At 70.2% G+C, this 12,844-nt stretch carries 13 protein-coding genes and 3 pseudogenes; 9 read left to right on the top strand and 7 right to left on the bottom strand.

From position 1 onward, the window contains the following. The 3 genes from VK501_RS14070 to VK501_RS14060 all read left to right on the top strand — a co-directional run. Positions 1 to 187 (top strand): hypothetical protein (locus tag VK501_RS14070; protein WP_324338277.1); only part of this gene is annotated, 187 nt, incomplete at its 5' end. Between the two features lie 188 nt (positions 188 to 375). Continuing rightward, the gene (locus tag VK501_RS14065) at positions 376 to 1,122 is read left to right on the top strand and encodes a hypothetical protein (RefSeq protein WP_324338309.1); all 747 of its coding nucleotides are present in this window, start codon (positions 376 to 378) and stop codon (positions 1,120 to 1,122) included. A 338-nt stretch (positions 1,123 to 1,460) separates the two neighbouring features. Then, a complete protein-coding gene (locus tag VK501_RS14060; protein ID WP_324338307.1) occupies positions 1,461 to 1,646 on the top strand; it encodes a hypothetical protein in 186 nt (61 codons plus the stop codon). 40 nt (positions 1,647 to 1,686) lie between these two features. Here the strand turns inward: VK501_RS14060 and VK501_RS28960 are convergent. Further along, positions 1,687 to 1,764 (bottom strand): annotated as a pseudogene (locus VK501_RS28960) (hypothetical protein); the annotation flags it as partial. A gap of 533 nt (positions 1,765 to 2,297) precedes the next feature. Here VK501_RS28960 and VK501_RS14050 point away from each other — a divergent pair. After that, entirely contained in the window at positions 2,298 to 2,963 is a 666-nt protein-coding gene (locus VK501_RS14050) for a hypothetical protein (RefSeq protein ID WP_324338305.1), read from the top strand. A 46-nt stretch (positions 2,964 to 3,009) separates the two neighbouring features. On the opposite strand, the gene VK501_RS14045 is transcribed toward VK501_RS14050, so the two are convergent. Further along, the gene (locus tag VK501_RS14045; RefSeq protein ID WP_324338303.1) at positions 3,010 to 3,978 is read right to left on the bottom strand and encodes a helix-turn-helix domain-containing protein; all 969 of its coding nucleotides are present in this window, start codon (positions 3,976 to 3,978) and stop codon (positions 3,010 to 3,012) included. Between the two features lie 132 nt (positions 3,979 to 4,110). On the opposite strand from VK501_RS14045, the gene VK501_RS14040 reads away from it, so the two are divergent. Next, positions 4,111 to 4,770 carry an SDR family oxidoreductase gene (locus tag VK501_RS14040; RefSeq protein ID WP_324338301.1) on the top strand — a complete coding sequence of 220 codons (660 nt, stop codon included), beginning with the start codon at positions 4,111 to 4,113 and terminating at the stop codon, positions 4,768 to 4,770. A gap of 83 nt (positions 4,771 to 4,853) precedes the next feature. Next, the gene (locus tag VK501_RS14035) at positions 4,854 to 6,026 is read left to right on the top strand and encodes an AarF/ABC1/UbiB kinase family protein (protein ID WP_324338299.1); all 1,173 of its coding nucleotides are present in this window, start codon (positions 4,854 to 4,856) and stop codon (positions 6,024 to 6,026) included. A gap of 11 nt (positions 6,027 to 6,037) precedes the next feature. Here VK501_RS14035 and VK501_RS14030 read toward each other — a convergent pair whose 3' ends face one another. The 3 genes from VK501_RS14030 to VK501_RS14020 all read right to left on the bottom strand — a co-directional run bounded on the left by VK501_RS14030 (position 6,038) and on the right by VK501_RS14020 (position 9,247). Continuing rightward, a complete protein-coding gene (locus tag VK501_RS14030; RefSeq protein ID WP_324338296.1) occupies positions 6,038 to 6,331 on the bottom strand; it encodes a glutaredoxin family protein in 294 nt (97 codons plus the stop codon). Positions 6,332 to 6,832: 501 nt separating this feature from the next. Beyond that, positions 6,833 to 7,813, bottom strand: coding sequence for a quinone oxidoreductase family protein (locus VK501_RS14025; RefSeq protein ID WP_324338294.1), 981 nt, complete (start codon positions 7,811 to 7,813; stop codon positions 6,833 to 6,835). Positions 7,814 to 7,828: 15 nt separating this feature from the next. Next, a complete protein-coding gene (locus VK501_RS14020; protein WP_324338292.1) occupies positions 7,829 to 9,247 on the bottom strand; it encodes an aldehyde dehydrogenase family protein in 1,419 nt (472 codons plus the stop codon). Positions 9,248 to 9,351: 104 nt separating this feature from the next. Between VK501_RS14020 and VK501_RS14015 the strand changes: the two genes are divergently transcribed. From VK501_RS14015 to VK501_RS14005, 3 genes and pseudogenes are all read left to right on the top strand, one after another. Further along, positions 9,352 to 9,927 (top strand): TetR family transcriptional regulator, encoded by a 576-nt coding sequence (locus VK501_RS14015; RefSeq protein ID WP_324338290.1) that lies wholly within the window; start codon positions 9,352 to 9,354, stop codon positions 9,925 to 9,927. A 468-nt stretch (positions 9,928 to 10,395) separates the two neighbouring features. Next, the gene (locus VK501_RS14010; RefSeq protein WP_324338287.1) at positions 10,396 to 10,998 is read left to right on the top strand and encodes a type IV toxin-antitoxin system AbiEi family antitoxin domain-containing protein; all 603 of its coding nucleotides are present in this window, start codon (positions 10,396 to 10,398) and stop codon (positions 10,996 to 10,998) included. Positions 10,999 to 11,065: 67 nt separating this feature from the next. Continuing rightward, positions 11,066 to 11,581 (top strand): annotated as a pseudogene (locus VK501_RS14005) (nucleotidyl transferase AbiEii/AbiGii toxin family protein); the annotation flags it as partial. 89 nt (positions 11,582 to 11,670) lie between these two features. Here the strand turns inward: VK501_RS14005 and VK501_RS14000 are convergent. Continuing rightward, the gene (locus VK501_RS14000) at positions 11,671 to 12,537 is read right to left on the bottom strand and encodes a sterol desaturase family protein (protein ID WP_324338285.1); all 867 of its coding nucleotides are present in this window, start codon (positions 12,535 to 12,537) and stop codon (positions 11,671 to 11,673) included. Further along, positions 12,537 to 12,844: pseudogene (locus VK501_RS13995) on the bottom strand (GntR family transcriptional regulator); the annotation flags it as partial. The pseudogene VK501_RS13995 and the gene VK501_RS14000, both read right to left, overlap by 1 nt.

Raw genomic sequence — 12,844 nt, 5'->3', positions numbered from 1 at the left:
CGTGCTGACGGTCAACGGGACGTCCGGCATCACCGCGACCTGGACCAACTCGGCGGCATGCCGGACGCTCATGGGCACGACGGCAGGTGGGTCCGCGTCGGCTGCTTTCGGCACGACCACCAGCCCGCCCGGCCCGCTGGGCTTCACGGTGACCTCGTCGTTCAAGCCGAACATCCAGCACAACTGACCGCACGCCGAATCAACGCGCCGGTGAGGGCCTCGCATGAGGCCCTCACCGCTCACGCAGTCCCGCATGATGCCGCCGGCCCCGGCCCCGCAGCCGCGCCAGTTCCACGGACAGCACGTCGTCTTCCGCCAGAACGGCTCCTCGCGCAGCCAGACGGCTCTGGGCCACCGATCACTGACTCGTGCACTTTGATCGTCCGGGGCGGCCTGGCCGCGCGCTGCACGCAGGCGGCGGGAGTGACCCCTTCATCAATGGCGGAGCGATCGCTCTGCAAGGAGGAACGCATGTTTCGTGGGTTCGCAAAGGTGCTGGTGCTGGGAGCGACGGTCGTCGCTGCACTCGCATCAGCATCGAAGGCGTCGGCCACCAACTGGACCAGCAACGGGTCGGCGCCGGGGACGGCGTTCTCGGCCACCGCGCCCGCCACACGGTTCGAGTTCCATGTCACGAATCCGTCGCACCTGGTCGGCGTAGCGTGCACGGGGACGACGGCGACGGGGCGACTGCTCGGCCCGACCGGACCGATCAACACCGGCGCGTGGAACGGCGTGGCCACGCTGCGACCGAGCTACTCCGGGTGCGTGGCGGGCTCGGGCTTCGTCGTGTCCTGCGCCGAGCAGCAGCTCGATGCCATCAGCCAAGCGGGATCCGTGGTGACGGGCACCATCCGCGGGATCGACTGCACCCTGGGGATGTTCGGCTGCACCATCACGATGACCGGCAACCTCCCGGTCACCTACAACAACGTGGACCTCCTGACGATCGGAACGGATGGCGTGAGCGCGAGCTGGCCCAATTCAGGCAACTGCCGCTTGGCCATGGGCACGACGGCGGGCGGCATCGCCTCGGTGACTTGGGGCACGGCTCACCTTTCGCCGAACCCGCTGCCGTACACGGTGACCTCGTCGTTCAGGCCGAGGATCAGTCACAACTGATGCGGCGTGATGTTGTCAAGCGGGCGTGGGTGATCGCGTCCGCTTGGCGGCCGTTGTCGGTGGTGATCGGCGAGCCGGGACGCCGGGCTCGGTGACGGCGTTGCCAGTCTGATGATGCGGGGGTTGGGACCACAGGGCGGCGTGCCGCTTCTAGGAACGAGCGTCACGCCGCGGGGACGTGGCTCATAGTTGTGTCGCGTGTGCCGGCCGCTGGTGCGGCCCGGCGCCCCGGCCCGCCGATCGGGCGGGGTGTCGGGGGTCGTCAGTCGGCGTTTGCGGCGGCCCAGAGGAAGCAGGCCAGTTCGCGGGCGATGGCGACGGTGGTGACGTTGTGAGGCTTGCCGGGCGCGCATCCGTTGGTCGACGCGGTGCAGCCGCAGCTGCGCGCGGTTGGCGATCTGCACGACGTGGTCGGGCTGGCCGGCCTGGCGGTTGTGCTGGGCGACGCCGATCCGAGGGTCTCGGCCGCAGTGCCAGGCGGCCTCGACCAGCAGTCGGCGTGCCAGCATCTCCGGTCTTGGTGATCGATCCCGATCGTGAAGACTCGCCCGACTGTGACAGCGACGGAGTGAGCCCGAGCCACGATCCCAGGGCGGTCGGCCGGTCAAAGCGCTGCCAGTCGCCGCACGGCTCGAGGTGCAACGCCAACGCGGTCAGCGTGTCGACGCCGCGAAAGCGCCGCAGCCCGGGCGACGGTCGGCCACCCCGGCCCTTCGGCGGCCAACCTGGAGATCCGCTCGGCCAGCGCGGCCGTGCGCGCCGAGAGCCCGTCGACCGCGGCGATCGGGTCGGCGAACGCCAGCTCGGTCATCGGCTCGTCGAACGCGTGGCGCGGCAGCCACCCTGCAGCAGCAGCCGCGCCAGCAGCTCGGCGTCCTTGGATCGGTCTTGACCCGGTCGCCCGGCCCCCGCGGCGTCTTGCTCGGCGCCACGACCTTCATGTCGATCCCCGCCGCGACCGAGACGCGATGGAGCCCGAAGCCGGTCGGGCCGGCCGCTGACAGCACGTCCTCATCGGGCAGAACGGTTCGCCGCGCAGCCAGATGGCTCTGGACCACCGATCACTGACTAGTCCACCCTGGTCGCTCGGGGGCGGCCGGGCCGCGCGCTGCACGCAGCCGGCGGGAGAAACCCCTTCATCAACGGCGGAGCGATCGCTCTGCGAGGAGGAACGCATGTCCAGCAGGTTCATGAAGGTGCTGCTGATCGGGGCTACGGTCGCCTCGGCATTGGTCTCGGCATCGACTGCGTCGGCGACCAACTGGACGAGTAACGGGTCAGCGTCGCCGGGGACGGTGTTCTCGGCCACCGCGCCCTCCACACGATTCGAGTTCCATGTCACGAGTCCGTCGCACCTGATCGGCCTAAGCTGCACGAACACGACGGCGACCGGACGGCTCATCGGCCCGACCGGACCGGTCAACACCGGTAACTGGAACGACGTCGCTACTATGCGACCGACCTTCTCCGGCTGCTTCTTCGCCGGGCAGACCATGGTCGTGGTGTGCTCCGAGGGGCATCTTGATGCTGTCTCACAGGCCGGGAACGTCGTGACGGGCAACATCCGGGGGATCAGCTGCACGATGACGGCCTTGGGCTGCGTGATCAACCTGACGGCCAACCTCACGGGCAACACATACAACAACACGTCGAGCGTGCTGACGGTCAACGGGTCGTCCGGCATCACCGCGACCTGGACCAACTCGGCGGCATGCCGGACGCTCATGGGCACGACGGCAGGTGGGTCCGCGTCGGCTACTCTCGGCACGACCACCAGCCCGCCCGGCCCGCTGGGCTTCACGGTGACCTCGTCGTTCAAGCCGAACATCCAGCACAACTAACCGCACGCCGGATCAACGCGCCGGTGAGGGCCTCGACGAGAGGCCCTCACGCGTTGGCGTCGGCCCCAACTTGCAGCCGCGCCAGCTTCAACGCCAACTCCAACGACAACAAGTCCTCCTCCGCCAGCGCAAGCCCCGTCAGCTGCTCGATGCGGTCGAGTCGCTGGCGGAGCGTGTTCGTGTGGATGTACAGCGCCCGTGCCGTAGCGGCGAGCGCCCCGCGGTCGCCGAGGTGGCGCTCCAGGGTTCGCAGCAGCTCGGTTCGCCGCCTCGCGTCGTAGTCCGCCAACGTCGCGATCGCCGCGGCGTGGCGGTCGTCGGGGGTGTGCCCGGCCGGGAGGGCCGCGAGGTAGCGGTACACGCCGAGCTCGCCGTAGGCGCGGGCGCCGCCGCCGGGCGTGATCGCCCGGGCGACCCGCACCGCGCAGGCCGCCTCGGTGAAGCCGCGCGCCGCGTCCGGATCGACACCGCGCCGTGGCTCGCTGCGTCCCGCGGCCAGGCTCTCCTCGCGCGCGAGCTCGTCGAGGGTGCCGTCGAGGCGTTCAACGTCCAGCGCCCGGTCTGGTCCGCGCAGCGGGACGAGTGCGCGGACGCGCGTGTCGCCGACGTCGCACAGGCTCCCCGGCGCCGCGCCCCCGAGAGCGACGGCCACCCGGGCGGCGGCCTGCGGCCAACCGTCGCCGGGGTCGGCCGGCGGCTCGACGATGACGACGGCGTGCAGCCGGTCGAGGTCGTGCCCCGCGGCGCGCGCGTGCGCCTCCGCGACCGCGGAGCGACCGTCGGCCAGCGCGTCGCAGAGCTCGCGGGCGACGTGCCTCGCCGGCGGGCGCTCGACGAGGTCGGCCTGCTGCAGGGCGACGGTGAGCTGCTGGCCGACGGCTTCGGCACGGGCCGTGGACGAGGCGATGTCGCGGCCGATCTCGGCGAGCGCGCCGATGACCTCGAGGAGCGAGTCGGAGCCGGCAACGGTGGACGTGGGCACGTTCAGGAGCTGGGGTTCTTCGGTGAGGAGCATGCGGCGCGCACGCTAGGCCGGCATGGGTCGTTCGCACATGGCCCGGCGGTCGGAGGTGGGCGCCGGGCCCCTCGACCCGCGGTCGGCCCGCGCGCGCTTGCGCCCACGCCCGCGGCGACTACCGTCGAGGTCATGGACATCGTCATCGCTGGTGGACACGGGAAGATCGCGCTGCACCTGGAGCCCCTGCTCGTAGAGGCAGGGCACCGGGTGCGCGGGCTCATCCGCAATCCCGCGTACGCGCCCGACCTCGAGGCCCGGGGCGCCGAGGCGGTCGTGGCCGATCTGGAGGAGCTCGACGTCGACGCGCTCGCCGCGCTCCTCGGCAGCGCCGACGCGATCGTCTTCGCCGCCGGCGCCGGGCCGGGCAGCGGCCCGCAGCGCAAGTGGACGGTGGACTACGCCGGTGCCGTGAAGCTCATGGAGGTCGCCCGCCGCAACGGGATCGACCGCTACGTGATGGTCGGCTCGATGGGCGCGGATCCCGACGCCGAGGACGACGGCGGCTTCGGCACCTACCTGCGCGCCAAGGGCCAGGCCGACCTCAAGCTGACCGAGAGCGGGTTGGCCTACACCATCGTACGGCCCGGCGGACTCACCGACGATCTTGGGACGGGGCACGTCACGGCCGCCGAGCACGTCGACCGGGGCCAGATCCCGCGGGCCGACGTCGCCGCGGTGCTGGCGACCGTGCTCGCCACTCCCGGCACCGCCGGCCTGGCGTTCCAGCTGGTCTCCGGCGACACGCCTATCCCGGAGGCGATCGCGCGGCTCGCCCGCCTGCGGACTTGACCCGGCCGCTCGCGCGCGCCGCGCAGACCAACCACCGCGTGGTGCGCCCCGCCCAGCGCCCCGCAGCGTAAGTTCCGCGGCCCATGGCCGCCGCTCCCATCCTGCCGCCCGCGCTCCGAGGACTCCTGGAGGCCGGCGCCGCGCTGCTCCGGCGCTCCTCCAGCGGCCGCGTGGGCCTCGCCCGCGCGGCCGACGTCGTGGCCCCCGACGCGCTCCCCACGGCCATGGCGCGCCTGCCCGCCCAGCTGGAGGCCGCGCATCGCGACGCCACGGTGCCGCTGCCGTTCAAGGACGTCGAGCGTGTCCTCAAGGCCGCGTGGCGCGCCGCGCCGGGCAAGGTCCTCGACGACCTCGACCCCGAGCCGCTGGCCGTCACGCCCGCCGCGCAGGTCCACCGCGGCGCGCACGACGGCCGCGCCGTGGCGATCAAGATCCTGCGCCCCGGGCTCGCCGCGAGCGTCCGCTCCGACCTCGCGCTCCTGGACGTCCTCGCCGCGCCCCTGCGCCAGGTCTTCGGCGCGATGGACGCCGGCGCGATCCTCCGCGAGGTCCGCGAGACCGCGCTCGACGAGCTCGACCTCGAGCACGAGGCCTCCAGCCAGCGCCAGGTCAAGCGGCTGCTGCGGGGGATCGAGGGTCTCGTCGTCCCGGCCCCGGACATGGAGCTCAGCGGCGAGACCGTCCTCGTCGGCGAGCTCCTCGACGGGCCGACGCTCAAGGACGCCCTGCCGGCCGACCCGGGCGCGGTGGCGCGCACGCTGGTCGCCGCCCACGTCACCGCCGCGCGCGGCGGGATCGCGCTAACCGACCTGCGGCCGGGGCACGTCGTGCTGCTGGCCGACGGGCGCGTCGGGCTGCTCGGCGCGGGCGTCACGCGGCCGGCGGATCGCGACCGGGTCGCCGGCGCGCTCGACGCGCTGTGCCGGCTGCGCGAGGGCGATCAGGAGGGATTCGCGGCAGCGGTCGCCGACGGGCTCGGGCTCCTGCCCGCGAGCGCGGCGCTCAAGGCCTATGCCTTGACCGGCGCGATCGCCGGCGAGCTGCTGATGGGCAAGGCGCGGCTCGACGGTCCGGCGCTGGCGAGCGCCGCCGAGCACGCGCTGGACCACCTCGGCGGCGGGCTCGCTCTGGCCGCCGACGTCACGCCGCAGCCAGGCGACCTCGCGGCCGCCCGCTCCGTCGGCCAGGTCGCGGCGGTCCTGTCGCGCCTCGGGGCGACCGAGGACTGGGGCGCGCTGATGCTCGCCGCCGGCTGAGCCCGCGGGGCCTACTCGAACATCCGGGCCTCGACGCGCCGCTCGTGGTGCGCCTTGGTGAACTGCGTCTCGGGATACAGGCGGTCCAGCGCTTCGAGGATCTCCTCGGTGTCGCCCGCGACGATCGTCCCGTCCTCCAGCACCAGGGCCGGGATCGTGCGCTCGCCGACCGCGGCCTCCATCGCGTCGCGCTCGTGCGGGTCGGGCTCCACCGGCCGGGCGACGAACGGGACGCCCAGCTCGGTCAGCCGCTGACGGACCTCGTGGGAGAAGGGGCACCACTCGGCCTGATAGAGCTCGATCATGCCCGTGATGTTCCCACCCGCGCCAAGCGCGCCGGGTTCGGCTACACGGTCGGCTACGACAGCCCCTCGCAGTTCAGTCGCGAGTACCGCCTCCAGTTCGGCGTCCCGCCGAGCCGAGACGCCGCGCGCCTGCACGTCACCCTCTGAAGGCCGGGGCGACGCCGGTAACGCGGGCGGTCAGGCGCCGTGCGACTCCGCGCCCGTCGGTTCGGGCGCGCGAGTCCACGGTGCCTCAGGCGCGACTGCGAGGGCCTTTTCCTTCGATCGGGGAGACAGGATTTGAACCTGCGACCGCCCGGCCCCCAGCCGGCGTGGGAGCAGGTTCACGTGTGCGGCGACGCGCCCGTACCGCGCAAGTGCGGAGCGCGCCTGACCAGACGTCTCAGGCATCGGTTGCCTGTTGGCGTCCTCGCCGTGGAGAGTTAGCCCACTGAGGCGGTGCCGACGCATTCACGAGACGATCCCGGATCACGATGCGGTGCGTCGTGTCAGGGGACCTCGTCAGCCGTTGGTCAGGATGAGCCGTCCGGTGTTGGTCCGGTTCTGGAGGTGCTGATGCGCAGCCACCGCGTCGGCAAGCGGCAGCGTTTGCACCGGGACCGACAGCGTTCGGTCGGTGACCAGGCTCGCCACGGCGTCCAGGGCGGGCCGTGCGCGGGTGGGGTCGGCCTGCAGGAAGGTGCCGACGACGAAGCCGACGGCGCCGATGCTGCGGCCCCAGAGGTCATCGCCTGTGAACGGCTCGTCGGCGTTGGGGCTGGCGTGCCCGACGATGAGCAGCCGGCCTTCGGGGTTGAGCGCGTCCAGGCTGGCCTTGCGCAGCTCGCCGCCGACCGGGTCGACGATGAGGTCGACCTTCTCGCCGTCGAGCCCGTCGGGGAAGTCGCTGCCGAGGAGGACGTGGTCGATGCCGAGACTGCGGGCCTGTGCCATCTGCTGCTCGTTGACGACGGTGCCGATGACGCGTCGGGCTCCGAGCGCTCGTGCCACTGCGGGAAAGGCCGAGGCCAGTCCGCCCGTGACGCCGTGCACGAGCACCGTGGCCTCGTCGCGGACGGTCACGGCCTGGGTGAGGGCCAGGTGGGCGGTCACCGCGTTGGGCAACACCGCGACGGCCTGAGCCGGGTCGACGTCGAGGCCCTTCAGCGAGACGGTGCGTGCGGCGTCGGCGACGGTGATCTCGGCGTACCCGCCGAGCTCGACCAGCGAGAGGGTGACGACCGACTCGCCGACGGTGAACTGCTCGACAGCGTCGCCGACTTCGCGGACGGTGCCGGCGACTTCGATGCCCGGCACGAACGGCGGGGCGGGGTATCGGTCATCGCCGGCCAGGTCGCCGCGGCGGAAGATGACGTCGATCATTCCCACTGCGGCGTGGGTGACGTCGATGCTGATCTGCCCGGGGCCCGGGTGGGGGTCGGGGAGCTCGACTTCGGTGAGCACGTCCGGCTCGCCGTACTGACTGATGGTGATGGCTCGCATGATGTGGCTTTTCCTTTACTTGCTGAAGATGGTCTGAGTTTCGAGGTAGGCGGCGATGCCGAAGCGGCCGAACTCGCGGCCGATACCCGACTGCTTGAAGCCGCCGAAGGGGGCGTCGGGAGCGTCGATGACGTCGTTGACCATCACGCGACCGGCGCGGATCTGCCGCGCGACTTCACGGCCGTGATCGACGTCGCCGGCGGCGACGTAGGCGTGCAGCCCGTAGTCGGAGTCGTTGGCGATCCGGATCGCCTCGGCCTCGTCCTGGTAGGTGATGACGGTCAGGACGGGACCAAAGATCTCCTCGCGGGCGATGGTGTCGTCGTTGGTGGCCGCGATCAGCGTCGGCTTGACGTAGTTGCCGCCCTCGAGGCCTTCGGGGTGGCCCTCGCCGCCGGCCAACAGCTCGCCGCCGTCCTCCAGGCCCTTGCGGATGTAGGACTGGATGCGGTCGTACTGCTCGCGGTCCAGCACCGGTCCGACGGCCGTGTCCGGCTCGGTCGGATCGCCGACCTTCAGGCTCGAGACCGCCTCGGCGAGTGCCTGCTTGAGCTCGTCCTCGCGGCTCGCGGGGATGAGGACCCGGGTGCCGGCGATGCACGCCTGGCCGTTGTTGAACAGGCCGGCCTGGACGGCGAACGGCACCGCCTGCGCGAGATCGGCGTCCTCGAGGATGACGGTCGCAGACTTGCCACCGAGCTCGAGCGTGACGCGCTTCATCGTGTCCACCCCGTTGCGGGCGATCACCTTGCCGGTCGCCGTCGACCCGGTGAGCGAGACCTTGGCGACGTCGGGATGCTGGGTCAGCGCGTTGCCTACCGGGTTGCCTCGGCCCACCACGACGTTGATGACGCCGTCGGGCAGCCCCGCCTCGGCGAGGGCGTCGATGACGGGCTGGACCTGCCAGATGCCGCGCTCGCTGGGCTTGAAAATCACCGTGCAGCCTGCCGCCAGCGCCACGCTGGCCTTCATCGCCATGAACCAGCTCGCGCCGTTCCACGGCGTGATCAGCACCGCCACCCCTACGGGCACGTGGTTGACGGTCGCGTCGCCGATCTGCTCCACGAACGTGTCGTCGGTCACCAGGTCCTGCGCGGCGATGAACCAGTCACGCGACTGCGAGACGATGTACCGCGCCGTCGGTGTGGTGGTGCCGAACTCCTCCACCAGCGCCGAGACCATGGCGTCGCTGTGGGCCGCAAACGCGTCGGCGAGCTTCTGCAGGTAGCCCCGCCGCTCCTCCAGGCTGGTCGCCGACCACGCCGGCAACGCCCGCTTGGCGGCCTCGACCGCGCGGGCCACGTCGGCTTCGTCGCCCATCGTCGCGTAAGCCAGCGTCTCGCCGGTGACGGCGCTGTTCACCGTGTACCGGTCCTGCCCACCGGACTCGACGAGCTTCCCGTCGATGAACTGCCGATTGATCGTGCTTGTCATGAGATGACCTCCATCGGCGGCGGTGCCGCCGTTCGTTTCCAACTGGTTGGTTTCATACCGTAGCATGCGAAACCAGGTGGTTGGTTTCCTTGTATGATGGATGTATGCCTCCTGACGCCACGGACACCAAGCGGCGACTGCTGCAAGCCGCGTTCGAAGAGTTCTCCGCCCGCGGTCTGGCAGGCGCACGAGTCGACCGGATCGCCGCCGCCGCTAACGCCAACAAACAGGCGATCTACGCCCATTTCGGCAACAAGGACGATCTCTTCGACCGCGTCATCGACGACCGCATCCGAGAGCTCGTGGACGCCGTCCCATTCAGCCCCGAGGACCTACCCGGCTACGCCGCCGCCACCTTCGACTACCTGAAGAAGCACCCCAAGCTCATCCGCCTGACGATGTGGCGATACCTGGAGCGAGGCGTCCGCTTCGAAGGTCGAGACGAGCGCGAGAACGAGAAGACCCGGCAGATCGCCGAGGCGCAGCGGGCAGCGCAGCTCAGGAGCACGCCCGCACCAGCCGATCTCCTCGCGATCGTCTCAGCCCTCGCGACCACCTGGTCGCTCACGGCTCCGACGCTGCTCGGCCAGGGACCGGATCCCACCCGCAGCACCGAACAACGCGAGCTGATCCGAAAGACCGTTGCCCAGTTGGTCACGGCCAATGAACCCGAAAGCTGACGACGCGCAAGGCCGCCACGCGACTTCCTTGAGGTCGACGATGCCACCGCGGAACGCCTGGCTGCCGAAGACCACCAGCATCGTTCCCTCCCCGAGGATCTTCGGCTGCCGATTTGGACCGAGATTGGACCGGGCGAAGGTCGCCGAACTCCGGCTCCACCAACGCAAAGGCCCGAAAAAGCGGGCCTTTCTGCTTCATCGGGGAGACAGGATTTGAACCTGCGACCGCCCGGCATCCAAGAGCCGGCGAGCAATCATAAACTCCTCCTGAGACGACATGACATGATCGCCACACGCCTCTCCGAGACCTCCTCGCACGACAGCGAGAGCGCAGCGCCGAGCGGGCCCGGATGCTCCTAAAGCACCACAGCCTGAGACGACCTGCGCAGCTTTAGGAGCATCCGTACGGGCCGGTGTCGATGCACGTAAACCTTTACATCTAACCTATACTGGTGTAGACTTGCATGCATGGCTAGGGCTTCGGCACTGAAGAGCTTGCGGCCGCTGGAGGACCGACCGTTCCACGTCAAGGACGCAGAAGGGCTCGGAGTGGCAGGCTACGAGCTACGGCGTTTACGCGACAGCGGCGATCTGATCGAGTTGACCCGCGGCGTCTATCAGCGCGCTGATGCAGCACCCGACGCGGCGATCGATCTGGCGACGATCTCGGCGCGCGCTCCCGAGGCGACGATCGCCGCCAACTCTGCGTTGGCCTACTGGGAGCTCACAGACGAGATCCCGTCGACGGTTCATCTCGCTGTCAAGCGAGGCTCACACCGGCCACAGATCTCCTATCCCCCCACCACCGTGCACGTTTTCGCTGCTGACACCTACCCGTTGGGGCGCGTTCATCAAGGACCGGAGGCTGGCGGATTTTGGATCTATTCACGAGAGCGTGCCATCGCTGACGCCATGCGGCTGCCCAAGGTCATCGGTCGCGATCAGGCTCTGGGAGCGCTTCGCCAATACCTGAGCACCCGCGGCGCGCGGCCTGGCGAGCTGATGCGAATTGCCGATGAGCTGCGCACCGGTCCAGCGCTGCGGCATGCGCTAGAAGTACTGCTGACGTGACCGAGCTCACGGGCCAACAGGCCTACCGCGAACTCCAGCTGCGCGCCCGCGAACAAGCCCGCGGAACAGCGAAGACTCCGTGCGTCAATTCGTCACAGACATCGCTCAGACCCGCGCCGGCGACGGCCTGACCTTCGATACCGCGCAGATCACGACCAAAGCGATGCGAGAAGACGCCGAATATCAAGGCGTCCGGGTGACGATCCCAGCGGCACTGGACACAGCCAAGATCAAGGTCCAGCTCGATCTCAGCTTCGGCGACCCAGTCAACGTCGAGGAAATCAGCTACCCCACCCTGCTCGATGACCAAGACATGTACTTCAACCTGAAGCGAACGGCGGATCACCGCGAGCATCCACTGATTCAGCTAGGAACGCTCCTCGACGGCCATGGCGCTGCTCGCCAGCCGTCCTGGACGGCGCTGCGCCAGCGCGCCGGGCTTAGCCAACTGCCGGCGAGCTTCGAAGAGGTCGTGGCAGAGGTTGTCCGGTTCGTCGACCCGCTCATCCGCGGCGACGGAGACGGAGACGTCGGAGTTTGGTCGCCGGGGCAGTCCAGCTGGGTCTCGCCCAACGGCGACTGACGTTTCCTGAGCGCCAGCCTGGTAGCGCTCGACCGCCGCTGCTGCGCGAAGAACCGCTCCAGGGCGACCCAGTCGGGATCCCGTAAGCGCTACCCGCGCGCGGCCGACGACGGCTCAAGCTCCTCGCCCTCGGGCCGCCAGCCGGGACCGTGCATCGCCAGCGCCGCCCTGGTGCGCCAGGAGCGCTCGCGGCGCACGTCGTGCCACAGCGCGACGTACTCGTGGAACGCCACGCGGACCGGGTTGTGAGTGTCGATGTCGGTCGTCAGGCCGTAGCGCACGCGCTCGCCCTCGCCGGTGAACGTCCCGAAGAGACGGTCCCAGATGACCAGGATGCCGGCGTAGTTCTTGTCCAGGTACTGCGCGTTGGAGCCGTGGTGGACGCGGTGGTGCGACGGCGTGTTGAGCACCGCCTCGACCGGTCGCGGCAACCGGCCGATGCGCTCGGTGTGGATCCCGAACTGGTAGATCAGGCTCCACGCCTGGGCCAGCAGCACCATCCACGGCGCGAAGCCCGCCAGCGGCATCCACAGCCAGAACGGCGCGTAGGTCATCGGGACCCAGGTCTGGCGCAGCGCGGTGCTCAAGTTGTAGTGCTGGCTGGAGTGGTGGACGACGTGGCTGGCCCAGAACACGCGGCTCTCGTGCGAGACGCGGTGAAACCAGTAGTAGGCGAGGTCGTCGGCGAAGAAGAGCGCGATCCACGTCAGCGGGTTGTGGGGATCGAGCCGCAGCGGTGTGAGCTCGTAGAGGGCGGCGTAGACCGTCACCACGACGAGCTTCCAGCCGACGTTGATCGCCACGTTGCCGATGCCCATGCTCAGCGACGTGCCGGTGTCGCGCAGGTCGTAGCCGACGAGGTCGTCATCGTCGTCGCCGAGGTGCCGGAACGACGCGTACTCGGCGACGAGCAGCAGGACGAAGAACGGAATCGCGTAGTAGAGGACCTCGGCCATCAGATCGACCGTTCCAACAGGTCACGGGCGACGGCGTGCGCGGCATCGTCGTCGCCGCGGGCGATCGCGTCGACCAGCGCGCGGATCGCCGGCGTGTCGGCGAGCTCGCCGGCGACCGCGTCCGCGCTGAGCGACGCGATCCGCTGGCGGGCGACGAGCGTCGTCAGCGCGAGCCGGTAGGCGACGTTGTCGGCGCCGTCGACGATCAGGTCCCAGAGCACCTCGTAGTGCGCGTTGCGGGCGGCGAGGTCGTCGACGGCGGCGAGCTGCTCGGCGCGCGCCCGGATCTGGGCTCGCAGCACCGCGT

Origin of the sequence: Baekduia sp. (genome assembly GCF_035318805.1) — a bacterium.
Classification (GTDB): domain Bacteria; phylum Actinomycetota; class Thermoleophilia; order Solirubrobacterales; family Solirubrobacteraceae; genus Baekduia.
The sequence above is the reverse complement of the archived record's forward strand: the minus strand, read 5'-3'. Positions and strand labels throughout refer to the sequence as shown.

Bases quoted from the DNA above. Each gene is read 5' to 3' on its own strand.
- VK501_RS14050 (WP_324338305.1), top strand. From the start codon at position 2,298: ATGTCCAGCAGGTTCATGAAGGTGCTGCTGATCGGGGCTACGGTCGCC.
- VK501_RS14045 (WP_324338303.1), bottom strand. From the start codon at position 3,978: ATGCTCCTCACCGAAGAACCCCAGCTCCTGAACGTGCCCACGTCCACC.
- VK501_RS14040 (WP_324338301.1), top strand. From the start codon at position 4,111: ATGGACATCGTCATCGCTGGTGGACACGGGAAGATCGCGCTGCACCTG.
- VK501_RS14035 (WP_324338299.1), top strand. From the start codon at position 4,854: ATGGCCGCCGCTCCCATCCTGCCGCCCGCGCTCCGAGGACTCCTGGAG.
- VK501_RS14030 (WP_324338296.1), bottom strand. From the start codon at position 6,331: ATGATCGAGCTCTATCAGGCCGAGTGGTGCCCCTTCTCCCACGAGGTC.
- VK501_RS14025 (WP_324338294.1), bottom strand. From the start codon at position 7,813: ATGCGAGCCATCACCATCAGTCAGTACGGCGAGCCGGACGTGCTCACC.
- VK501_RS14020 (WP_324338292.1), bottom strand. From the start codon at position 9,247: ATGACAAGCACGATCAATCGGCAGTTCATCGACGGGAAGCTCGTCGAG.
- VK501_RS14015 (WP_324338290.1), top strand. From the start codon at position 9,352: ATGCCTCCTGACGCCACGGACACCAAGCGGCGACTGCTGCAAGCCGCG.
- VK501_RS14010 (WP_324338287.1), top strand. From the start codon at position 10,396: ATGGCTAGGGCTTCGGCACTGAAGAGCTTGCGGCCGCTGGAGGACCGA.
- VK501_RS14000 (WP_324338285.1), bottom strand. From the start codon at position 12,537: ATGGCCGAGGTCCTCTACTACGCGATTCCGTTCTTCGTCCTGCTGCTC.